General features: G+C 71.0%; 23 protein-coding genes and 1 tRNA gene. 16 read left to right on the forward strand and 8 right to left on the reverse strand.

The window, feature by feature from the left end; all coding sequences use genetic code 11:
* Positions 1-207: 207 nt before the first annotated feature.
* From LNK82_RS06540 to LNK82_RS06560, 5 genes are all read left to right on the forward strand, one after another.
* The gene (locus LNK82_RS06540) at positions 208-1,938 is read left to right on the forward strand and encodes an LCP family protein (protein ID WP_230566021.1); all 1,731 of its coding nucleotides are present in this window, start codon (positions 208-210) and stop codon (positions 1,936-1,938) included.
* A 43-nt stretch (positions 1,939-1,981) separates the two neighbouring features.
* Entirely contained in the window at positions 1,982-2,626 is a 645-nt protein-coding gene (locus tag LNK82_RS06545) for a SanA/YdcF family protein (RefSeq protein ID WP_230566022.1), read from the forward strand.
* Positions 2,627-2,757: 131 nt separating this feature from the next.
* Positions 2,758-3,240: a helix-turn-helix domain-containing protein gene (locus LNK82_RS06550; protein WP_230566023.1), complete on the forward strand. Its 483-nt coding sequence runs from the start codon at positions 2,758-2,760 to the stop codon at positions 3,238-3,240.
* A gap of 114 nt (positions 3,241-3,354) precedes the next feature.
* Complete coding sequence (locus LNK82_RS06555; RefSeq protein ID WP_230566024.1) at positions 3,355-4,533, forward strand: Mur ligase family protein; 1,179 nt, start codon at positions 3,355-3,357, stop codon at positions 4,531-4,533.
* A complete protein-coding gene (locus LNK82_RS06560) occupies positions 4,530-5,246 on the forward strand; it encodes a type 1 glutamine amidotransferase (RefSeq protein WP_230566025.1) in 717 nt (238 codons plus the stop codon). Before LNK82_RS06555 ends, LNK82_RS06560 begins: the two co-directional genes overlap by 4 nt.
* 218 nt (positions 5,247-5,464) lie before the next feature.
* On the opposite strand, the gene LNK82_RS06565 is transcribed toward LNK82_RS06560, so the two are convergent.
* The gene (locus LNK82_RS06565; protein WP_230566026.1) at positions 5,465-6,952 is read right to left on the reverse strand and encodes a flavin-containing monooxygenase; all 1,488 of its coding nucleotides are present in this window, start codon (positions 6,950-6,952) and stop codon (positions 5,465-5,467) included.
* A 77-nt stretch (positions 6,953-7,029) separates the two neighbouring features.
* Between LNK82_RS06565 and LNK82_RS06570 the strand changes: the two genes are divergently transcribed.
* Positions 7,030-7,638, forward strand: coding sequence for a TetR/AcrR family transcriptional regulator (locus tag LNK82_RS06570; RefSeq protein ID WP_230566027.1), 609 nt, complete (start codon positions 7,030-7,032; stop codon positions 7,636-7,638).
* A 9-nt stretch (positions 7,639-7,647) separates the two neighbouring features.
* On the opposite strand, the gene LNK82_RS06575 is transcribed toward LNK82_RS06570, so the two are convergent.
* Positions 7,648-8,160, reverse strand: coding sequence for an LPXTG cell wall anchor domain-containing protein (locus tag LNK82_RS06575; protein WP_230566028.1), 513 nt, complete (start codon positions 8,158-8,160; stop codon positions 7,648-7,650).
* A 224-nt stretch (positions 8,161-8,384) separates the two neighbouring features.
* On the opposite strand from LNK82_RS06575, the gene LNK82_RS06580 reads away from it, so the two are divergent.
* Positions 8,385-8,645 carry a hypothetical protein gene (locus LNK82_RS06580; RefSeq protein ID WP_230566029.1) on the forward strand — a complete coding sequence of 87 codons (261 nt, stop codon included), beginning with the start codon at positions 8,385-8,387 and terminating at the stop codon, positions 8,643-8,645.
* A 94-nt stretch (positions 8,646-8,739) separates the two neighbouring features.
* A complete protein-coding gene (locus LNK82_RS06585; RefSeq protein WP_230566030.1) occupies positions 8,740-9,354 on the forward strand; it encodes a TetR/AcrR family transcriptional regulator in 615 nt (204 codons plus the stop codon).
* 7 nt (positions 9,355-9,361) lie between these two features.
* Here the strand turns inward: LNK82_RS06585 and LNK82_RS06590 are convergent, their stop codons facing one another.
* A complete protein-coding gene (locus tag LNK82_RS06590) occupies positions 9,362-9,583 on the reverse strand; it encodes a DUF3618 domain-containing protein (protein WP_230566031.1) in 222 nt (73 codons plus the stop codon).
* Between the two features lie 115 nt (positions 9,584-9,698).
* Between LNK82_RS06590 and LNK82_RS06595 the strand changes: the two genes are divergently transcribed.
* Positions 9,699-10,142 (forward strand): hypothetical protein, encoded by a 444-nt coding sequence (locus tag LNK82_RS06595; RefSeq protein WP_230566032.1) that lies wholly within the window; start codon positions 9,699-9,701, stop codon positions 10,140-10,142.
* Positions 10,133-10,206, forward strand: a tRNA-Leu gene (locus LNK82_RS06600). The genes LNK82_RS06595 and LNK82_RS06600 overlap by 10 nt, the downstream gene beginning before the upstream one ends.
* Positions 10,207-10,259: 53 nt before the next feature.
* Here LNK82_RS06600 and LNK82_RS06605 read toward each other — a convergent pair.
* Together LNK82_RS06605 and LNK82_RS06610 are read right to left on the reverse strand one after the other, a co-directional pair.
* A complete protein-coding gene (locus LNK82_RS06605) occupies positions 10,260-11,210 on the reverse strand; it encodes a CobW family GTP-binding protein (RefSeq protein WP_230566033.1) in 951 nt (316 codons plus the stop codon).
* Between the two features lie 214 nt (positions 11,211-11,424).
* Entirely contained in the window at positions 11,425-11,976 is a 552-nt protein-coding gene (locus LNK82_RS06610) for a TetR/AcrR family transcriptional regulator (protein WP_230566034.1), read from the reverse strand.
* Between the two features lie 35 nt (positions 11,977-12,011).
* Here LNK82_RS06610 and LNK82_RS06615 point away from each other — a divergent pair, with 35 nt between their 5' ends.
* Both LNK82_RS06615 and LNK82_RS06620 read left to right on the forward strand, forming a co-directional pair.
* Positions 12,012-12,434, forward strand: coding sequence for an SRPBCC family protein (locus tag LNK82_RS06615; RefSeq protein WP_230566035.1), 423 nt, complete (start codon positions 12,012-12,014; stop codon positions 12,432-12,434).
* A gap of 68 nt (positions 12,435-12,502) precedes the next feature.
* Positions 12,503-13,120 (forward strand): DedA family protein, encoded by a 618-nt coding sequence (locus tag LNK82_RS06620; RefSeq protein ID WP_230566036.1) that lies wholly within the window; start codon positions 12,503-12,505, stop codon positions 13,118-13,120.
* On the opposite strand, the gene LNK82_RS06625 is transcribed toward LNK82_RS06620, so the two are convergent.
* Both LNK82_RS06625 and LNK82_RS06630 read right to left on the reverse strand, forming a co-directional pair.
* A complete protein-coding gene (locus LNK82_RS06625; protein ID WP_230566037.1) occupies positions 13,105-13,743 on the reverse strand; it encodes a response regulator transcription factor in 639 nt (212 codons plus the stop codon). The genes LNK82_RS06620 and LNK82_RS06625 overlap by 16 nt on opposite strands.
* Positions 13,734-14,807: a sensor histidine kinase gene (locus LNK82_RS06630; RefSeq protein ID WP_230566038.1), complete on the reverse strand. Its 1,074-nt coding sequence runs from the start codon at positions 14,805-14,807 to the stop codon at positions 13,734-13,736. The genes LNK82_RS06625 and LNK82_RS06630 overlap by 10 nt, the downstream gene beginning before the upstream one ends.
* Positions 14,808-14,875: 68 nt before the next feature.
* Between LNK82_RS06630 and LNK82_RS06635 the strand changes: the two genes are divergently transcribed.
* Positions 14,876-16,207 (forward strand): styrene monooxygenase/indole monooxygenase family protein, encoded by a 1,332-nt coding sequence (locus LNK82_RS06635; protein ID WP_230566039.1) that lies wholly within the window; start codon positions 14,876-14,878, stop codon positions 16,205-16,207.
* Here LNK82_RS06635 and LNK82_RS06640 read toward each other — a convergent pair.
* Positions 16,173-17,213, reverse strand: a complete 1,041-nt coding sequence (locus LNK82_RS06640; protein ID WP_230566040.1) for an FAD-dependent oxidoreductase — start codon at positions 17,211-17,213, stop codon at positions 16,173-16,175. The two genes, LNK82_RS06635 and LNK82_RS06640, sit on opposite strands and share 35 nt — an antisense overlap.
* A gap of 94 nt (positions 17,214-17,307) precedes the next feature.
* On the opposite strand from LNK82_RS06640, the gene LNK82_RS06645 reads away from it, so the two are divergent.
* From LNK82_RS06645 to bcp, 3 genes are all read left to right on the forward strand, one after another.
* Complete coding sequence (locus tag LNK82_RS06645; protein ID WP_230566041.1) at positions 17,308-18,351, forward strand: LLM class flavin-dependent oxidoreductase; 1,044 nt, start codon at positions 17,308-17,310, stop codon at positions 18,349-18,351.
* Positions 18,352-18,639: 288 nt separating this feature from the next.
* The gene (locus LNK82_RS06650) at positions 18,640-19,170 is read left to right on the forward strand and encodes a hypothetical protein (protein WP_230566042.1); all 531 of its coding nucleotides are present in this window, start codon (positions 18,640-18,642) and stop codon (positions 19,168-19,170) included.
* 19 nt (positions 19,171-19,189) lie between these two features.
* Positions 19,190-19,663, forward strand: a complete 474-nt coding sequence (gene bcp / locus LNK82_RS06655) for a thioredoxin-dependent thiol peroxidase (RefSeq protein WP_230566043.1) — start codon at positions 19,190-19,192, stop codon at positions 19,661-19,663.
* Positions 19,664-19,686: the final 23 nt, after the last annotated feature.

Consider the following 19,686-nt stretch of genomic DNA (forward strand, 5'->3'; position numbering starts at 1 on the left):
CGCCGGCGACCCGTTCCCCCTCGGAGTCCCCACGCAGGTCAGCCGCCGCGCGCCCAGGAGCCGCCACGGCGCTCCGAGCCAGGGGGGCGGTTCGACCAGCCGCCGCGCGGGCCCGAGCGCCCGACCGGCGGACGACGTGCGCCCGGCCACCCCGACCGCCCGGCCGGTGAACGCGGACGCGTGCCCGGTGAGCGGCCGAAACGCCCGGTGACCGACCCCTCGTCGGGTGAACGTCCCCGGCCGAACGCGCCCGGGGACGGACGTTCGCGGGCCGGTGAACCCCCGAGGCCCGCCGCCGAACGTCCCCGACCGGCGGCCGGCCGCCGTCCCGCCGAGCGCGACGCCGACGGCAGGCGCCCGGCCGCCCCGCAGCGGATCGCGCCGGCGCAGCGTCCCACCGGCCGACGCCCGCGCCCGCCCGCCGGCCGCACCGGTCCGCCGCGTCGCCGCCCGCCCGAGCGCGGCACGTCCGGCAGCGCGATCTTCGGCCGGTCGCTGCTCGCGCTGTTCTCCGTCGCCGTGCTGCTGGGCACCGGCTACGCGTGGGCGAACCTGAACACGCTGCTCAGCGATATCTCCACCACGGACGTCATCAGCGACGAAGGCGGTGGCGAGAAGCCCGCCGACGGTTCGGTCGACATCCTCATGGTCGGCATGGACAGCCGCACCGACGCCAAGGGCAACCCGCTGCCCCAGGAGATCCTGAACGAGCTGCACGCGGGCAACGAGAACGACGGCGGCCTGAACACCGACACGCTGATCCTCATGCACGTGCCGAACGACGGCGGCAAGGCGGTCGCGGTCTCGTTCCCGCGCGACTCCTACGTGCAGATCGACGGCGGCTACGGCCGGCACAAGATCAACTCCGCGTACGGCTACGGCAAGAACGACGCGATCGCGAAGCTGGAGCGCGAGGGCGTCACCGACCCGGCGCAGCTGGAGGTCCAGTCGCGGCAGGCGGGCGCGAAGAACCTCATCGGGACCATCGAGAACCTCACCGGCGTGACCATCGACCGCTACGCCGAGATCAACCTGGTCGGGTTCTACGAGATCACCAAGGCCGTCGGCGGCGTGGACGTGTGCCTGAACCAGGCCACCCGCGACAACATGTCCGGCGCGAACTTCGCCGCCGGGCCGCAGAAGATCCAGGGGCGCGAGGCGCTGGCGTTCGTCCGGCAGCGGTACGGGCTGCTGCGCGGCGACCTCGACCGCATCGTGCGGCAGCAGGTGTTCATGGCGGGCCTGGCCAAGCAGATCCTGTCCGCCGGCACGCTGTCCGACCCCGGCAAGCTGCGCTCCCTGATCGACGCGCTGACCAAGTCCATCGTGCTGGACAAGGACTGGAACGTGCTGCAGTTCGCCACCCAGATGAAGGACCTGACCGGCGGCAACCTCAAGTTCGAGACGATCCCGACCGGCAACCCGGAGCTGCAGACGCCCGAGGACGGCCTGGCGGTCGAGGTCAACGAGCGCGAGGTGAAGAAGTTCTTCAAGAACCTCAACGCCGACCCGAACGCCACCGGCACCACCGCGCCCGCCGTCGACAAGGCGTCGGTGACCGTCGAGGTCCGCAACGCCTCCGGTTCGCCCGGGCTGGCCGGCCGGGTGCTCCAGGCGCTGGTGGCCGAGCGGTACACCGACGGCGGCGCCGACAACGCCACGCTCATGGACACGTCCGTGGTGCGCTACGGCGTGGGCGGCGAGGCGGGCGCGGAGGCCGTCGCCGAGTCCCTCGGCGGGCTCGAGATCGAGCAGGACGACGACATCCCGGCCGGTCACGTCCGCGTGTTCGTCGGCGCGGACTACTCCGGGCCGGGCACGCAGACGCTCGCCGGCGACCGCCTGGTCGGCCTGGACGGCGCGCGGCAGCAGCAACCGGGCACGACCACGACCACCGAACCGCCCATCACGGCGGACGGGGTGCGCTGCGTGAACTGATCGTTCGACTCGGGGGGTAGTCGTGGGGAGCTTCATCAGAAGGGTGCGCTGGAAGCGCGTGCTGATCGCGCTCGGCCTGGTGGCCGTGCTCGCGGCCACGCCGTGGGTGTGGGTGCAGACCAGCAGCGCCGCCTACCGGCACGACGCGGCCGACGTGCCGGACGCGCCGGTGGCGCTGGTCCTGGGCGCGGGCCTGACCAGGTCGGGCACGCCGACGCCGTTCCTGGCGGGCCGGTTGGACGTGGCCGCCGACCTGTACCGGCGCGGCAAGGTCCAGGTGCTGCTGGTCAGCGGTGACAACAGCCGGACGGAGTACGACGAGCCGACCGCCATGCGCACCTACCTGATCGGGCGCGGCGTGCCCGCGGACGTCGTGGTGGCCGACTACGCGGGCCTGGACACGTGGGACTCGTGCACGCGGGCGAAGCGGATCTTCGGCGTCGAGCGGCTGACCGTGGTGACCCAGGAGTTCCACCTGCCTCGCGCGGTGGCGCTGTGCCGTTCGGCGGGCCTCGACGCGTCCGGCGTCGGCCACGACACGTCCGACCGGGTGTCGACCACCGCCTACGGGCACTTCCGGGAGGTGTTCGCGGCGGGCAAGGCCATGTGGGACGGCGTCGTGGCCAAGCCCGATCCACAGTTCCTCGGGCCGGTCGAAACGGCCGTCACCAGCGCTTTGAAGCGCTGAAACGCTACTTTCGGTACCACTCTGTTAGCCCGATCGGGCGATAAATCGGACAACCCGCGTAAGCAACCGTCCTGTCGCGCTTTCCATCTGCGTGGGGTCTGCCGGGGCCCCAGCGGACTGGAGGATCGACGGTGCAGATCGACACAGCGGCGTACCAGCGCGTGCTCGGTGATGAGCTCCGCAGCCTTCGCAAGCAGCGCGGATGGACCCGCAAGGAGCTCAACCGCCGCTTGCAGAGCGACATCTCGCTGCAAACGCTGGCCACGTACGAGCTGGGCACCCGCCAGTGCTCGGTGACCCGGTTGGTGGAGATCTGCGTCGCGCTGGGCGTGCCCGCGCACCAGGTGCTGGCCCGGGTGCACGAACGCGTGTTCGGTGACGCGCCCGCCGGCCACCTCTCGGTCGACCTCGCCACGGTCGTCGCCGATCCGCGGCCGCAGCTGATGCCGCTGCGGCGCTGGGCGCAGGGCAGGCTCGCGCACCTGGTGCCCGGCCAGCCGCCCGAGGTGCACCTCGACCTGCCCGCGCTGGAGTACATGGCCCAGTTGTGCCAGCTCAGCACGGTGGACCTGATCCGGACCCTGCGGGAGCTCGACCACCAGCGGCACCGGTAGCATCGGGGGATCTCCCTCCCCTGACAGATCCGGGAAGTCGGTTTGCCGAACACTCCAGGTGCAGACCCAGCCCGCCTGCCGCTGCGCACCGCGGCGGCCGTGCGACTGGGCAACATGAGTTCCAAGCTGTCGCAGAAGATGGGCCTGGGCGCGGGCGGCATGATCGGCGGCCGGGTCGCGCTGAAGCTCGACCCGCAGGCCCTGGCGCACTTGACGTCCGGTCGCTCGGTCGCCCTCGTGACCGGCACCAACGGCAAGACGACCAGCACGATGATGCTCAGCCGGGCCGTGTCGTTCCTGGGCGAGGTCGCCACCAACCACGGTGGCGCGAACATGCCCGACGGGCACGTGACCGCGCTCTCCAAGCAGCCCGACGCGCCGTTCGCGGTGCTGGAGGTCGACGAGGGGTACTTCCCCGAGGTCGTGCGCGCCGCCGCCCCCGCGGTGGCCGTGCTGCTCAACCTCAGCCGCGACCAGCTCGACCGGGTCGGCGAGGTGCGCACGATCGAGAAGTCGCTGCGCACGGCGTTGACGGCGGTGACCGGGGTCGTGGTGGCCAACTGCGACGACATCATGGTGACGTCGGCGGCCCGCGACTCGGCGAACGTGGTGTGGGTCGCCACCGGGACGGGCTGGCACAACGACGCCGCCTCGTGCCCGCGCTGCGGCGACCCGATCCGCTGGGAGGGCGAGCACTGGCACTGCACCGGGTGCGACCTGGCCCGGCCACGTCCCCAGTGGGTGACCGGCGACGGCTACCTGGTCACGCCCAACGGCGTGAAGGTGGAGCTGGCGCTGCGGTTGCCCGGCAAGTTCAACCAGGCCAACGCGGTGATGGCCACGGCCGCCGCCGCGGCGCTCGGCGTGCCCGTGGAGGAGGCCGTGCAGCGGTTGCGCGCGGTGTCCAACGTGGCCGGTCGGTACCGGACGATCCAGCGGTCCGGGCACCGGGCCCGGCTGCTGCTGTCGAAGAACCCGGCCGGGTGGAGCGAGACGCTGACCGTGGTGCGCGAGGCCGACCACCCCGCCGTGCTCGTGATCAACGCGCACGAGGCCGACGGCCGCGACCTGTCGTGGCTGTGGGACGTGCCGTTCGAGCGGTTGCGCGGGCGGCAGGTGATCGCGTCCGGCGAGCGGGCGACGGACCTGGCCGTGCGGCTGACGTACGCCGAGGTCGAGCACACGATCGTGCCGGACCCGCTGCTGGCGATCGACGCCATGCCGCCCGGTCCGGTCGAGGTGATCGCCAACTACACCGCATTCCGCGACCTGAACGCGAGGGCCGCCCAGTGAGCACCAGCAAGGTCCAGATCGCACTCGTGCTGCCCGACCTGCTCGGCACGTACGGCGACTTCGGCAACGCGGTCGTGCTGGAGAAGCGGATGACGTGGCGGGGCATCTCTGCCGAGATCGTGAACATCCGGTTCGGCGAGCCCGTGCCCGAGTCGTGCGACATCTACGTGGTCGGCGGCGGTGAGGACACGGCGCAGACGTTGGCCGTGCGGCACCTGCGCGAGCACCCCGGGATGCAGCGCGCGGCGGCACGTGGCGCGGTGATCCTCGGCGTGTGCGCGGGGATCCAGATCTTCGGCGAGTCGTTCACCCGGGCCGACCAGGTGACGCACGCCGGCCTCGGGTTGATCGACTCGACGTCGCACGCGGGCGGCAGCCGGGCCATCGGCGAGGTGATCGCGACCCCGGCCGACGGCCTGTTCGAGGGCCTGCTGACCGGGTTCGAGAACCACCAGGGCCGCACCGTCCTCGGGCCGTCCGCCCGACCGTTGGCGCACGTCAAGGTGGGTACGGGCAACGACGGCTCGGTGGAGGGCGCGGTGCAGGGCCGGATCCTGTGCACCTACCTGCACGGTCCCGTGCTGCCGCGCAACCCGCAGATCGCCGACCTGCTGATCGAGTGGGCCACGGGCGCCAAGCTGAACCCGCTCGACCTGCCCGACGTGACCCGCCTGCGCGCCGAACGCGCCAAGGCCGCCGGCGTCACCGCCTGAGCGTTCAACTCACCCGGCCTGAACGTAGGACTCACGCGTGCCGAACGCGCCAAGGCCGCCGGCGTCACCGCCTGAGCGTTCAACTCACCCGGCCTGAACGTAGGACTCACGCGTGCCGAACGTAGGACGCACGCGAGAGTCCTACGTTCAGGCCGCGAGAGTCCTACGTTCGCGTCGCGCGTGTCCTACGTTCGGGACACGCGAGTTGAACGTTCGGGTCAGGCCGGGACGCGGGTGCGGCGGGCGCGGGTCAGGGTGTAGTCCTCGGCGCGGACGGTCTTGGTGCGCATCCAGTAGCGCCAGGTGAAGCCCGGCCAGACCGTGCGGTTGATGCCCTGCGCGTCGAGGTACCAGCTCTTGCAGCCGCCCTCGGTCCACACGCCCCTCGACAGCTTGCGCTGCAACTGCCGGTTGAACCGAGCCTGCACGTCAGGTCGCACGTCCAGCTCGTCGGCCTGGTGGCGGTCCAGCAGCTCCAGGCACTGCCGCACGTACCGGATCTGCGACTCGATCATGAACACCACCGAGTTGTGCCCGAGACCGGTGTTCGGGCCGAGCAGGAAGAAGAAGTTCGGGAAGCCCGAGACCGTGATGCCGTAGTACGTCTCGATGCCCTTCTCGCGCCACTGCTTGGCCAGGTCGACCCCGCCCTTGCCGGTGACGTCGAGGTAGTCGAACGAGTCAACCACGTGGAACCCCGTGCCGTAGATGATCACGTCGACCTCGTGCTCGACCCCGGCGCGGTCCACCACGCTGTTCGCCCGCACCTCGGCGATGCCGTCGGTCACCAGGTCCACGTTCGGCTTGCTCAACGCCGGGTAGTAGTCGTTGCTGATCAGCACCCGCTTGCAGCCCATGGTGTAGTCCGGCGTCAGCTTCGCCCGCAACGCCTCGTCCGGCACCTGGCGGCGCATGTGCCGCTTGGCGATGTTCTGCGCGAACTCCATGATCTTCGGGTTCACGGCGAAGCCGAGCGCGCTCGACTCCCGCGTCCAGTACACGAAGTCGCGGTACAGGCGCTGGGTGAACGGCAACGCGCGGAACAGCTTCTGCTCCCACGTGCTGATGTCCCGGTCGATCTTGGGCATGATCCACGGCGGCGTGCGCTGGAACAGCGTCAGCCGACCGACCTCGTCGGCGATCCGCGGCACGAACTGGATCGCGCTCGCGCCCGTGCCGACCACGGCGACCCTCTTGCCGCGCAGGTCGTAGTCGTGGTCCCACTCGGCCGAGTGAAAAGTCCTGCCCTGGAACGCCTCGATGCCCGGCAGGGTCGGGACGTTCGGGATGTGCAACGCGCCGACGCCCGCCACCACCGACTTCGCGGTGTAGGTGTCGCCGTTCTCCACGGTGACGTGCCAGACCTTCGCGTCCTCGTCCCACCGCGCGCCGCCGACCTTGCTGTCGAACCGGATGTGCTCGCGCAGCCGGTACTTCTCGGCCACCCGCTTGAGGTAGTCCCAGATCTCCGGCTGCCGGGCGAACATGCGCGACCAGCGCGGGTTGAGCTCGAACGAGAACGAGTACATGTGGGACGGCACGTCGCACGCGCAGCCGGGGTAGGAGTTGTCCCGCCAGGTGCCGCCGAGGTCGGCCGCCTTCTCCAGCACGACGAAGTCGCGCCGCCCCGCCCGCTTCAGCTCGATCGCCATGCCCAGGCCGGAGAAGCCCGTGCCGACGATCAGGACTTCGACCTCTCGGTGCATGCCCGTCTCCTCCGCGTCAACCTACATACTCTCCAGTAGGTTACTCGAAGTAAGTTACCTCCGGTAGTCTCGTGTTCGTGACCACCACCGAGCCGCGCCGCCGGCGGATGCCCAAGGCGGAGCGCAAGGCGCAGATGCTCGACATCGCCGAAGGCGTCTTCGCCGAACGCGGGTACCTCGCGGCGTCGATGGACGAGATCGCCGAACGGGTCGGTGTGTCCAAGCCGATGCTCTACGAGTACTTCGGCTCCAAGGAGGGCCTGCTCATCGGCTGCATCCACCGGGCGCGCACGGAGCTGCTCGAACGCACACAGCAGGCGATCACCGGCGCGGACGGGCCCGAGGAGGTCCTGCGGCGCGGCCTGATGGCGTTCTTCGAGTTCATCGCCGAGCACAAGCAGTCGTGGGCGCTGCTGCGGCAGGAGGCGGCGATCACCGTGCCGTCCGCCGTCGAGGAGGTCGAGGGCATCCGGCGGCAGCAGACCGACCTGATCGCGGCCGTGATCGGCAGCTTCGACTCCGACGTGGACGCGGTGGAGGCCGAGGCGTTCGCCGAGATCGTGGTGGGTTCGACCGAACGGCTCGCGCTGTGGTGCGAGCGCAGGCCCGAGGTGGGGCCCGCGCTCGCGACGGCCTACGTGATGGACGTCGTGTGGCGGGGCGTGGCCAGCCGGCTCACGACGTGACCGGTGTGGTCAGGCGCGACGACGGCGGCTGAACAGCAGCAGCACCGCGCCGCCGAGCAGCACGACCAGGCCGCCGACGGCCGTCCACAGCGGCGAGGCGCCCGTCGCCGCCAACGCGTGGTCGGTGGACGACCTCACGACGCGGGGAGCCGGCGACGCGGGGGCGCGCACGCCGACCGCGCTGGTCGTGGTTCCCACCTGTGAGGTTCCCGCGTACGACGTCGAGGTGACCACGGCGCTGGTGGTGCCGGCGACGTCCGTGGTGGTCGCGGAGGTCGCGGACGTGCCGGACACGTCGGTCGTCGTCGTGGTCGCCCCGGTGGACGTCCAGCCGGTCGAAGGGGTCGTCGTGCGCGTGGTCGTCGTGTGGCACGGCGGATCACCGCGGTGCTTGCAGACGTCACCCCACACCTTGTCGCCCCACCCGTCCGGCACCTCCCACGACGGGTCGGCCGACGCCGCACCCGGCGCGAACGCCAACCCCAGCAACAGGCACACCACGACGACCACTCGACGGCTCATCAGGACCTCTCAGACGTGGGACATTGCTCCAAATGGCCTATCGATGGCCGGTAGCCGCGCGTTACCGCTCATGCACGGTGTGTGCACCGTATTCGACCTCCACGAATGGGTGAGGACACGGGGTTCCCACGCCTTCCCGGGCGACCTCACACGATCGAAGGAATGACGCCGCACCAACTCCCAAACGCCGGTCAGATATGCGCAACAACCACGGAAGGCAAGGCATGACCACGCTCCCCATCACCGCGAACTACCGACGCGACGGCGACGACTGGGCGGTCACCGTGCGCGCCGCCGGCAAGGAACTCGACGCCACCGCACCAGGCCTGATCGCGGCCAGGCTGGCCGCCGACCAACTGGTGGAGGAGATCGCGATCGGGCGCTCCGCCCGTGCCGTCGTGCACCTGCTGGAGGGCGACGCGCTCGCGTTCTCGGTGGCCTACTTGCACACCCGCGCGGGTCTCGTGCCCCCACCGACGGGGTGAACCCGAAGCGGCGCGGCGCCGGGGAAGATGATCTGTGGCCGTTTCCCGGCACACCCGGCCTAGGATGTCCCGCCAAAGGCGACAGGAGCGCGAAATGGCCACACCGGTGTACAGCGGGGCGACTCGGACCCCGCAGCGAGGCAGACCGAGGGACGCCAGCCGGGACGACGCGTTGCGACAGGCCGCGCTGGAGGTGATGGCCGAAGTCGGGTACCGCGCGCTGACGATGGACGCCGTCGCGGCGCGCGCCCGTGCGGGCAAGGCGACCATCTACCGGCGGTGGGAGTCGAAGCTCGACCTGGTGATCGACACCTGCACGCAGCTGGCGCAGCGGAACCTGGCCGAGCCGGACACCGGCTCGCTCGCCGGCGACCTGCGCGAGTTCCTGAGCGCGTTCGCCGCGTTCCTGTCCGGCCCGATCGGCAAGGCGGCGCAGGCCCTCGTCGGCGAGCTGCCGCACGAGCCCGAGCTCGCCTCGGCGTTCCGCGAGACGTTCCTGACCGCGCAGCGGGACGTGCTGCGGCGCATCCTGGAGCGCGCCGAAGAGCGCGGTGAACTCCGCCAGGACGCGCCGCGCGGCATGGCGGTCGAGATCGCGGGCGCGGCCCTGATCTACCGGTTGATGCTCACCGGAGACCCGTTGGACCGACCCTTCGTCGACCGCGTGGTGGAACAGGTGCTGGTGCCCCTCGTCGCCAAGGGGCAGTAGCGCACCTTCAGCGGAACAGCTTGCGCAGCAAGGCGAACCCGATGAGCACGGCCACCGCGATCAGCGAGTACCGGATCTTGGGTTCGTCGAGCTTCGCGCGCACGCTCTCCTTGCCGGACTCGACGAAGCGCTGGGGATTCGCCCTCGTCCCCAGCTCGTCGAGGGTCACGGCCAGCGCGTCACGAGCCTGCTCGATCTCGCGCTGGATGGTGTCGGGATCGCGGGCCACATCTCCTCCTACCTGCTCCTTGGTCACAACCGTAGTTGAGACGCCGCGACCACGTTGACCTGACCGGCGGACAAGTGCTTTTATAACGCTGTTTCCATTCGAGTGGAGGAGCGTCATGGCCGCCATCCGGTTGTCACTCGCGTCCCGCCGGTTGGCGGGCGTGCTCTTGCTGAGCGTCGTCGGCGTCGAGTTCGGCGGTCGGTTCCTGACCAGGGTGGTGCAGGGCGAGGTGCCGCTGACCGAGTTCCAGCAGTCGTTCTTCCGCGCCGGTCACGCGCACGCCGGCGTGCTGGTGATCCTCAGCCTGGTGTGCCTGCTGTTCGCCGACGCGGCGGACGTGCGCGGGCTGTGGGGTTGGGTGGCGCGGCTCGGCGTGCCGATCGCGGCGATCCTCATGCCCGCGGGGTTCTTCTTCTCCGCCATGGGTGCGGACGTGACGCGGGCGAACGGCCTGATCGTCCTGCTCTACGCCGGCGGCCTGAGCCTCGCGGCGGGCGTCGTGTCCCTCGGCATCGGGCTGCTCAGGCCTGCCGATAAGCTTGCGGCGACGGGCTCGTAGCCCAATTGGCAGAGGCACACGGTTTAGGTCCGTGCCAGTGAGAGTTCGAGTCTCTCCGAGCCCACGTCGCCCACCGGCGGCCCTCGGCGTTCCGCGCCGGGGGCCTCGCGGGGTCGCTCACGCCGTGTAGCGCAGGACTTCGAGCATCGACTGCGGGTCCACGGCGGCCGGGTCCGGTTCCTCGCAGGCGGCCAGGTCGGCGTGGATCGCGGCGACGTCCAGGCCCGTGCCGATCAGCACGAGCTCGGTGCGCCGCGGTCCCGGCCACGACGAGCGTTCGAACCGCAGGAACGCGCCGACGGTGTGCAGGCCGAACCGCTGACGGTGGCCGGGCACGTCGAACCGCACGAAGCCCTTGATCCGGTACAGGCCCTTGGGTCGTGCGTCGAGGAAAGCCATGAGCCGCAACGGGTTCATCGCGCCGCCGGTGAACTCGACGCTGTCGTAGTGCACGTGGTCGTGCTCTTCGTCCAGCATGTCCTCGAACGACAGCTGGCCGAACCGCTCGCGCGGACGTGGGTCGAACAGCAGGGCCGGGTCGACGCGGCCGAACGACGACCGGACCACGGGCACGCCGGGCTTGAGCCGGTCGATCTCGGCCGCGAGCGCCGAGGCGTCCGTGACGCGGTCGACCTTGTTGAGCACCACCAGGTCCGCCACGCGCACGTGCCTGGCGAGGTCGTCGGGGAACTCCGCGGCGTCGACCAGCAGCACCAGGCCGCCGTAGGTCAGGCGCGGGTTCTCGCTCGCGAGCACCATCCGTGCCATGGCCTGCGGTTCGGCCAGGCCGCTCGCCTCGATGACGATGACGTCCACCAGGGAGTCGAGCTTGGCGAGCATCCCGTCGAGCTCGCTGACGTCCACGGCGCAGCACAGGCACCCGTTGCTGAGCGAGACGGTGGAGTCGACCTGACCGGCCACGCTCATCGCGTCGATGCCGATGGCGCCGAAGTCGTTGACCACCACCCCGACCCGCGTGCCGCGACTGCCGCCGAGCAGGTGGTTGAGCAACGTCGTCTTGCCGGAGCCGAGGAACCCCGCCACCACTACCACCGGGATCCGCTTCACGCCGACCGATCCTACGTCCCCCGCGAGAGTCCTACGTCCACGCGTCGAGAGTCCTACGTTCAGAGCACGTGAATTCAACGCTCAGCCGTGCTCACGGACGTCTGTGGGCGCGCCCGAGTGTTCAACTCAGGTGCTCCGAACGTAGGACACGCGCGTGCTGAACGTAGGACTCGCGCGACGCGAACGAAGGACTCTCGCGTGCTGAGGGTTGGACTCACGGGGTGGTCAGGGTGATGAACTGCTCCATGGCGGCGTCGACGGCGGCGAGGTCGTCGGTGGCGACCAGGTCCAGCAGCAGGCCGCGCGCGACGGCGAGGCCCAGGCGGGCGCGGGCGGCGGCGACGTCCGGCGGGTGGCCGAGGGAGCGCTGGACGGCCGCGACGGGTTCCAGCCAGTCGGTGACGATGCCGTCCAGCAGGGCGGTGGTGCCGGGGCGGCCCTGGGCGGCCTGGGCGTACAGCTCGAAGAACAGGCGCTCGTGGGCGCGCAGGGACGGGTCGGTGAGCGTGCGCCAGAACGCGCGGGCGGCCTCGGCGGGGTCGTCGGTCGGCAACGAGGCCAGCACCGCGCGTTGTCGGGCCTCGACCGCGCGCACGACCTCGACCAGCAGGCCCTCCATCGAGCCGAAGTGGTAGATGAGCATCCGGTGGCTCGTGCCGACCGCCTCGGCCAGCCGGCGCAGGCTCACCTCACCCAGGCCGTGCTCGGCCAGGTGGTCGACCACGGCGGTGAGCAGGCGTTCACGGGCGCCCCCTTGTTCCGGCATGTACCAGATGGTACATGTACCGCATGGTACAGAGAGTGGACGTCCAAGTTCACAGCGAAGCACCGCCGGAACGGGTTTACCGCCTGGCCGCGGACAGTTCGACGTGGCCCGAGTGGTCGCCCGTCGTGCGGTACGAGCGGGAACGCGCGGGTGACGCGAATGGCGTCGGCGAAGTGCGGGTATTCCACAACAAAGGCCGCAAGGCGCTCACGAGGGAGGAGGTCGTCGAACTGACGCCGAACCGGCGGGTGGGTTACGTCCTGCTCTCGGGTCTCGCCATTCGCGACTACCACGCGTTCATCGACCTAGCGCCGGACGGCGACGGGACGGCGATCCGCTGGCACTCGTCGTTCGAGCCGAAGACACCGGGGACGGGGTGGCTCTACCGCATGGTGCTGCAAGCCGTGATCACGCGGTACGCGAAAGGGCTCGCCGCGCACGCCGCCACCGGGGACTGAGGTTTTCCACACCCCGGTGTGAGGTCGGCTTCATGGTGACGGCGTCGGCGCGTTCGTAACTTGGGATCATGGATGTCGTCTCGTGGGTCACCGACCTGATGGAAGCGCTCGGCGCGCCCGGCGCCGGGATCGCGATCGCTCTGGAGAACCTCTTCCCACCCCTGCCGAGCGAGCTCTTCCTGCCGCTGGCGGGCTTCACCGCGAGCCAGGGCAAGATGAACCTGTTCGCCGCGATCCTGTGGACCACCACCGGGTCGGTCGCCGGCGCGCTCGCGCTGTACTACCTCGGCGCGCTGCTGGGCCGTGACCGGATCAGGGCCATCGCGCAACGGCTGCCGCTGGTCAAGGTGTCCGATGTGGACCGGACGGAGGAGTGGTTCGCCCGGCACGGCAAGGCGACGGTGTTCTTCGGCCGGATGGTGCCGATCTTCCGCAGCCTCATCTCGATCCCGGCGGGCGTGGAGCGCATGCCGCTGCCCGGTTTCCTGCTGCTGACCGCAGCGGGCAGCCTGATCTGGAACAGCGCGCTCATCCTCGCCGGGTACGTGCTGGGCTCGAACTACCACCTCGTCGACCAGTACATGGGGATCGTGTCGAAGGTCGTGATCGGACTGGTCGTGCTGGCCGTCGGCTGGTTCGTGGTGTCGCGCCTGACCCAGAAGAAGAAGGCTCAGGCCCGCAAGTAGCGCAGGATCGCCAGCACGCGTCGGCTGTAGCCGTCCACATCGGACAGGCCGAGCTTGTCGAAGATCGAGTTGATGTGCTTCTCCACCGCGCTGCGCGACACGTGCAGCCGGGACGCGATCGCGTTGTTCGTGTGCCCCTCGGCCATGTGCGCCAACACCTGCCGCTCCCGCTCGGTCAGCACGTCCAGCGGGTGGGTCGTCCGGGCCAGCAGCCGGCGCACCACCTCCGGGTCGAACGCCACGTCGCCCGCGCCGACCCGGCGCAGCGCGTCCAGGAACTCCTCCACCTGGACCACCCGGTCCTTGAGCAGGTAGCCCACGCCGTCGGCGTGCTCGGTGAGCAGGTCGACGGCGTAGCGCTGCTCGACGTACTGCGACAGCACCAGCACGCCGACGCCGGGGAACCGCCTGCGGATCTCCAGCGCGGCCTTCAGGCCCTCGTCGGAGTTCGTGGGGGGCATCCGCACGTCGGTCACCACGACGTCCGGCAGGTGCGCCGCCACCGCGCTGATCAGCGCTTCCGCGTCACCCACGGCCGCGAGCACGTCGTGGCCCTCCTCGAGGAGCAGCCGCACCAGGCCCTCGCGCAGCAACGTCGAGTCCTCCGCCAGGATCACCCGCACGGCACGTCCGCGGTGATCACCGTGGGACCGCCGACCGGGCTGGTCACGTCGAACGCGCCGTCCAGCGCGAGCACCCGCCGGGACAGACCGGCCAGCCCGCCGCCGGCCGGGTCCGCTCCCCCGACGCCGTCGTCCACGACCCGCACGCGCACCGCGCCGGCCTCCTCGGTGATGTCCACGCCGATCATGGTCGCACCCGAGTGCTTGGCCGCGTTCGTCACCGCCTCGCAGACCACGAAGTACACCGCGGTCTCCACCTGCGGCGCGGCGGCCAGCGGCGCGCACGTGATCCGCACCGGGATCGCGGACCGGTCCGCCACCGCCTCCAGCGCGTCGACCAGCCCCAACGAGTCCAGCGCCGCCGGGTACACCCGCCAGGCCACCTCGCGCAGGTCCTCCAGGACGTGCCGGGACTCCTCGTGCGCCTGCGCGAGCAGCTCGTCGGCGTGGCCCGGGTTGCGGCGGGCGCGGCCGAGCAGCATGCCCAGCGCGACCAGCCGTTGCTGCACGCCGTCGTGCAGGTCGCGTTCGATGCGCCTGCGCTCGGCGTCGACGGCCGCCACGATGCCCGCCCGGCTCGCGGCCAGCTCGTCGATGCGCAGGCGCAGCAGCTCCGACTCGCTCGGGCCGAGCCAGCGCCGGGCGACCTTCCCCTCCAGCGCGATCACGCCGATGATGCCCTGCACCTCGATGTAGAGCAGGACCAGGCCGATCAGCCCCGTCCACAGGAAGGCCGTCCAGTCGTCGGAGCGGTCCAGGCCGCTCTCCGGACCGCCCGCGACCAGCCGGTACAGCACGATGACGCCCATCGCCAGGCCGTAGAACAGCCACGCCAGCACGAACCCGCCGAACAGCCCGACCGGCGCGCGCACGGCCAGGTAGCGCAGCGCCTGCTCCCGCGTCGGCTCCGCGCTGTCGATGCCGAGGAACGTCCGCAGCCGCCGCCGTTCCAGCCCGGCGACCGCGACGGCCGCCTTCCGGGCGAAAACCACGACGACCAGATCCACCAGCGCGGAGCCGAAACCGAGCAACAATCCGGCAACAGCGCGCAACCCCCTGTGCACCTGGTCGAGGCTAGTCGACCCGATCGTGCTATTGGCGATCGCACATCCCTGTGCAGAGGATCTGTGTTGTGGGCACAATCGCGGTCATCGGCGCAGGTCAAGCGGGCTTGGTGTTATCGGCGGCGCTCTTGCGCGCCGGATGGCGGGTCACCCTCTACTCCGACCGGACGGCCGAGGAGCACCTCGACGACCGCGGCCGGCCCACCGCCTGCCTGTTCGGCGACCAGGTCGAGTACGAGGCCGAGCTGGGCCTCGACTTCTGGCCCGAGGCGTCCCGGATGCGCCGCATCCACCTGGACCTGTTCACGGAGGACCGCTCGCTGGCGTTCTCGGTCGACGCGCCGCTTCGCAAGCCCGCGCTGGCCGTCGACCAGCGGTTGAAGTTCTCCGCCGGGCTCGAGGAGCTGGAGTCGCGCGGCGCGTCCGTGGTGATCGACACGGTCGACGTCGACGACCTGGACCGGCTGGCCGCATCGCACGACCTGGTGGTCGTCACGGCCGGGCACAAGTCGCTGACCGGCCTGTTCGAGCGCGATCCGGTCCGGTCGGTGCACTCGGAGCCGCAGCGCAGCCTGTTCATGGTCAACATCCACGGCTACGAGATGGCGGCCCGGCCCGAGCACCGGGAGGGCGTGTTCTCGTTCCTGCCGGGCACGCTGGAGGTGTTCTGGATCCCGTTCCACGACAAGGACGTCGGCGAGTCGCGCAGCATCGTGGTCGAGGCGGCGCCGGGCGGTCGCGCGGACCGCTTCGGCGACGTGAACTCGGCCGACGAGGGCTTGGCCGTGCTCAAGGACGTGGTGGACGACCTGTTCCCGCACGAGTCGGCGTTCCTGCGGCCCGCGCGCCCGACCAGCCCGGTGACCTGGATCAAGGGCCAGATCGTGCCGGTGGTGCGCAAGCCGGTCGCCGTGCTGCCGTCCGGGCGGCACGTGCTCGGCCTCGGCGACGCCGTCGTGCTCAACGACCCGCTGGCCGGCCAGGGCGCGAACAACGCCACCCGGATGGCCCGGTTCTTCGCCGAGGAGCTGACCGCCCACGGCGGCCCCTTCACCGCGTCGTGGCTGACCGAGAGGTTCGACGAGTGGTGGGAGCGCGGCTGCTACACCAGCGACTTCTCCAACGGGCTGCTCGCGCCGCTCAACGACGAGCAGAAGACCGTGATGCTCGCCGCGTCACGCCGCGAGGACATCGGCGAGCAGCTGTGGGAGGGATTCAACGACCCGTCGTCGCTGTTCCCTTGGTTCTTCGACGCGGCGGCCACCCGGGAGTTCCTGGCCCGGCGCAACGTGCGTCAACTGGACGTGCTGCGGTACAAGCTGGGCGTCGGGGTGAACCTGCTGGGTCAGAAGGCGTCGAGGCTGTTCAAGCGGCCTGTCGGCCCGACAGCGACGCCTTGATCTCCTTCGCCGCCGCACGCCCCGCACGGGTGGCGCCGACCGTGCTGGCCGACGGGCCGTAGCCGACGAGGTGGACGCGCGGGTCGGCGACGACCCTCGTGCCGTCGAGCCGGATGCCGCCGCCGGGTCCGCGCAGGCGCAACGGGGCGAGGTGGTCGAGGGCGGCGCGGAACCCCGTCGCCCACAGGATGGCGTCGACCCGCTCGTGCGCGCCGTCGGGCCAGACCACGCCGTCCTCGGTGATCCGGTCGAACACCGGCCGCCGGGCCAGTACGCCGGTCTCCAGGGCTTCGCGGACGGCCGGGGTGAGGCTCAGGCCGGTCACGCTGACCACGCTGCGCGGCGGCAGGCCGCGGCGGACGCGGTCCTCCACCTTGGCGACCACCGCACGGCCGAGTTCCGGCGTGAACGGCTCGTCGGAGAACTCCGGCTCGCGGCGGGTCGCCCAGGTGGTGCGGGCGGCGTGCCGGTCGATCTCCAGCAGCTGCTGCACGGCCGACGTGCCGCCGCCGACCACGACGACGTGCTGCCCGGCGAACTCCTCCGGCCCCCGGTACTGCGACGAGTGCAGCTGACGGCCCCGGAACAGCTCCTGGCCGGGGTAGCGGGGCCAGAACGGGCGGGTCCACGTGCCGGTGGCGTTGACCAGCGCCTCGGCCTCCCAGACGCCACCGTCGGTCTCCACGCGCAGCAGGCCGCCGTGGTCGCGGACGGCGTGCACGCGCACCGGCCGCCGCACCTCGATGCCGTTGCGGCGCTCGAAGTCGGCGAAGTAGGCGGGCAGCACCTCGTTGGCGGGCGCGGTCGGGTCCGGCTCGGCGAACGGCATGCCCGGCAGGTCGTGGATGCCGTGCACGGTCGCCATCCGCAACGTCGGCCAGCGGTGCCGCCACGCGCCGCCCGGACCGGCGTCCGCGTCCAGCACGACGTGGTCGAGGTTCGCGCGCTTGAGGAAGTAGGCCGCCGACAACCCCGCCTGACCTGCACCGATGACCACCACGTCCATACCTTGGTCAACGCAGGCTTCGGGTCGGGCCTTTCCCGGTGTCGCGACCGTCACACCAGGAAGGCATTCGGGGTCTTCGGCGTTGGTCGAAGGCATGACCCGACTCCGTGACGTGCCCCTGTCCGCCCTCGACCTCGCCACGGTCACCACGGCGACGGACGCGCGCACGGCGCTCAAGCACACGCGTGAGCTGGCCCAGCACGTCGAACGGCTCGGCTTCACCCGGTTCTGGCTGGCCGAGCACCACAACATGCCCGGCATCGCCAGCTCCTCGCCCGCGATCCTCATCGGCCACGTCGCCGACGCCACCACCACGCTGCGGGTCGGCTCCGGCGGCGTGATGCTGCCCAACCACCCGCCGCTGGTCGTGGCCGAGCAGTTCGGCACGCTGTCCGCCCTGCACCCCGGCCGCATCGACCTCGGCATCGGCCGCGCGCCCGGCACCGACCAGCGCACGGCGCAGGCGTTGCGCCGGACCACCGGCCCGCTGTCGGTGGACGACTTCCCGCAGCAGCTCAGCGAGCTGACCGGCTACTTCAACGGCACCGAGGAGCTCAACGCGATGCCCGCCGAGGGCAACAAGCCGGACGTGTTCCTGCTCGGGTCGAGCGGGTACAGCGCGCAGGTCGCGGGCCTGCTCGGGCTGCCGTTCGCGTTCGCGCACCACTTCAGCGCGGAGAACACGCTGCCCGCCCTGGCCCTGTACCGCGAGCGGTTCCGGCCCTCCGAGCGGCTGGCGGAGCCCTACGCGCTGGTCTGCGCGTCGGTGATCGTGGCCGACACCGACGAGCACGCGCAGTGGATCGCCGGTCCCGGCGCGCTCGCGTTCGTCAAGCTGCGCAGCGGGCGGCCCGGTCCGCTGGCCACCGACCAGGAGGCCGCCGACTACCCGTACACCGACATCGAGCGGCTGATCTTCGAGGACCGGATCGCGTCGCAGGTCATCGGTTCCCCGAAGACGGTCGAGGCGGGACTCGAACGGCTCTTGGAGGACACCCGGGCGGATGAGCTGATGGTGACGACGATGGTCGCCGAGCAGTCGGACCGGCTGAGGTCTTACGAACTACTGGCGGAGCTGGCGGGACGTTCGACCGTTCAGGGTTCGTCCGAACGGGTGAAGACCGACGTAGAGGTGTAGCGGTTCCGCCACGGGGCGCGATGATCGTAGTGGAGCGCGCACGCCCCCCGACGCGCTCCCCAACTTCCGGGCGCTCCGCGCGCCCGATCGCTCGGCCGCCGCCGACCCGCGTGGTCGCCGCCAGGTGTGGCGCCGCCCACGCGGGCAGCCGTGCGTCATCACGGCTTGGCCACAGGCAGGCACCAGGTGCGAATCAAGGCCCCTGTTCGGTCACCGAGCAACCCCCGGCACCGTCATGGTGGTGGCAGTCGCAGTCAAGCCCACCGCCGGGGCGGGAAGGGGAGGTTCGTGAAGTTCGCCAGACTGGCCGTCGGCGTGTGCCTAGGCCTGGCAATGGCGGGATGTGCGGACCCCTCCGACATTTCCACGCCCCCCGGTCCGTCCGCGGTGGCCGAGCAGCGCGGCGACGAGCCGTCGTCGGCCTCGTTCACGGCGTTCGGCACCCAGCGCGTGTGGGGCAACGGCATGGCGGTCACCGTGGCCGCGCCGAGGTCGCTCAGACCGAGCGACACGTCGTTCCCGCAGTCGCCGCGCACCGCCGTGTTCACGCTGACCGTGGTCAACGGCACCAAGACCGCCTACCGCACCAGCCAGCTGTCCGTGCGCGCGCTGGTCGACGGCCAGCCGGTCGCCGAGGTGCGCGACTCCGTGCAGGGGCTCAACGGCGTCGGCGCCGGGGTGAACGAGGTGGCGCCCGGTGCGGAGACCGTGCTGACGATGGCGTTCGCCGTGCCCGCCGACCCGGTGCGGTTGCGGCTCGTGGTCGAGCCGAACGGCGCCGACCAGGACCCGAGCGCGACGTTCGAGGGCGTCGCCTGACCTTGTAGCGTCTGGGGCCATGACCGAGCAGAAGCGCCTGTCCCCGGGCGACCAGGCCCCGGCGTTCACGCTGCCCGACAGCGAGGGCAAGCCCGTCTCGCTTTCCGACTACGCCGGCCGCTCCGTGGTCGTCTACTTCTACCCGGCCGCTGGCACGCCCGGCTGCACGAAGCAGGCGTGCGACTTCCGCGACAGCATCGGCGACCTCGCGTCGTCGGGCTACGAGGTCGTCGGCATCTCGCCCGACAAGCCGGAGAAGCTGGCCAAGTTCGCCGAGGCGGAGGGCCTGAACTTCCCGCTGCTGTCCGACGTCGACCGCAAGGTGCTGACCGAGTGGGGGGCGTTCGGGGAGAAGCAGAACTACGGCCGGACCGTCATGGGCGTGATCCGCTCGACGTTCCTGGTCGACCCCGAGGGGAAGGTCGAGAAGGCGATGTACAACGTCCGCGCGACCGGCCACGTGGCCAAGCTGCTGCGCGAGCTGCCCGCCTGATCACCCGTACGACCGATTGCCGG

Source organism: Saccharothrix luteola, assembly GCF_020859565.1.
Lineage (GTDB): Bacteria > Actinomycetota > Actinomycetes > Mycobacteriales > Pseudonocardiaceae > Actinosynnema > Actinosynnema luteola.

Excerpts from the sequence above, each read along its gene's own strand:
- LNK82_RS06645 (WP_230566041.1), top strand. The coding sequence starts at position 17,308 with ATGACCCGACTCCGTGACGTGCCCCTGTCCGCCCTCGACCTCGCCACG.
- LNK82_RS06595 (WP_230566032.1), top strand. The coding sequence starts at position 9,699 with ATGGCCGCCATCCGGTTGTCACTCGCGTCCCGCCGGTTGGCGGGCGTG.
- LNK82_RS06585 (WP_230566030.1), top strand. The coding sequence starts at position 8,740 with ATGGCCACACCGGTGTACAGCGGGGCGACTCGGACCCCGCAGCGAGGC.
- LNK82_RS06575 (WP_230566028.1), bottom strand. The coding sequence starts at position 8,160 with ATGAGCCGTCGAGTGGTCGTCGTGGTGTGCCTGTTGCTGGGGTTGGCG.
- LNK82_RS06640 (WP_230566040.1), bottom strand. The coding sequence starts at position 17,213 with ATGGACGTGGTGGTCATCGGTGCAGGTCAGGCGGGGTTGTCGGCGGCC.
- bcp (WP_230566043.1), top strand. The coding sequence starts at position 19,190 with ATGACCGAGCAGAAGCGCCTGTCCCCGGGCGACCAGGCCCCGGCGTTC.
- LNK82_RS06610 (WP_230566034.1), bottom strand. The coding sequence starts at position 11,976 with ATGCCGGAACAAGGGGGCGCCCGTGAACGCCTGCTCACCGCCGTGGTC.
- LNK82_RS06580 (WP_230566029.1), top strand. The coding sequence starts at position 8,385 with ATGACCACGCTCCCCATCACCGCGAACTACCGACGCGACGGCGACGAC.
- LNK82_RS06565 (WP_230566026.1), bottom strand. The coding sequence starts at position 6,952 with ATGCACCGAGAGGTCGAAGTCCTGATCGTCGGCACGGGCTTCTCCGGC.
- LNK82_RS06555 (WP_230566024.1), top strand. The coding sequence starts at position 3,355 with ATGAGTTCCAAGCTGTCGCAGAAGATGGGCCTGGGCGCGGGCGGCATG.
- LNK82_RS06620 (WP_230566036.1), top strand. The coding sequence starts at position 12,503 with ATGGATGTCGTCTCGTGGGTCACCGACCTGATGGAAGCGCTCGGCGCG.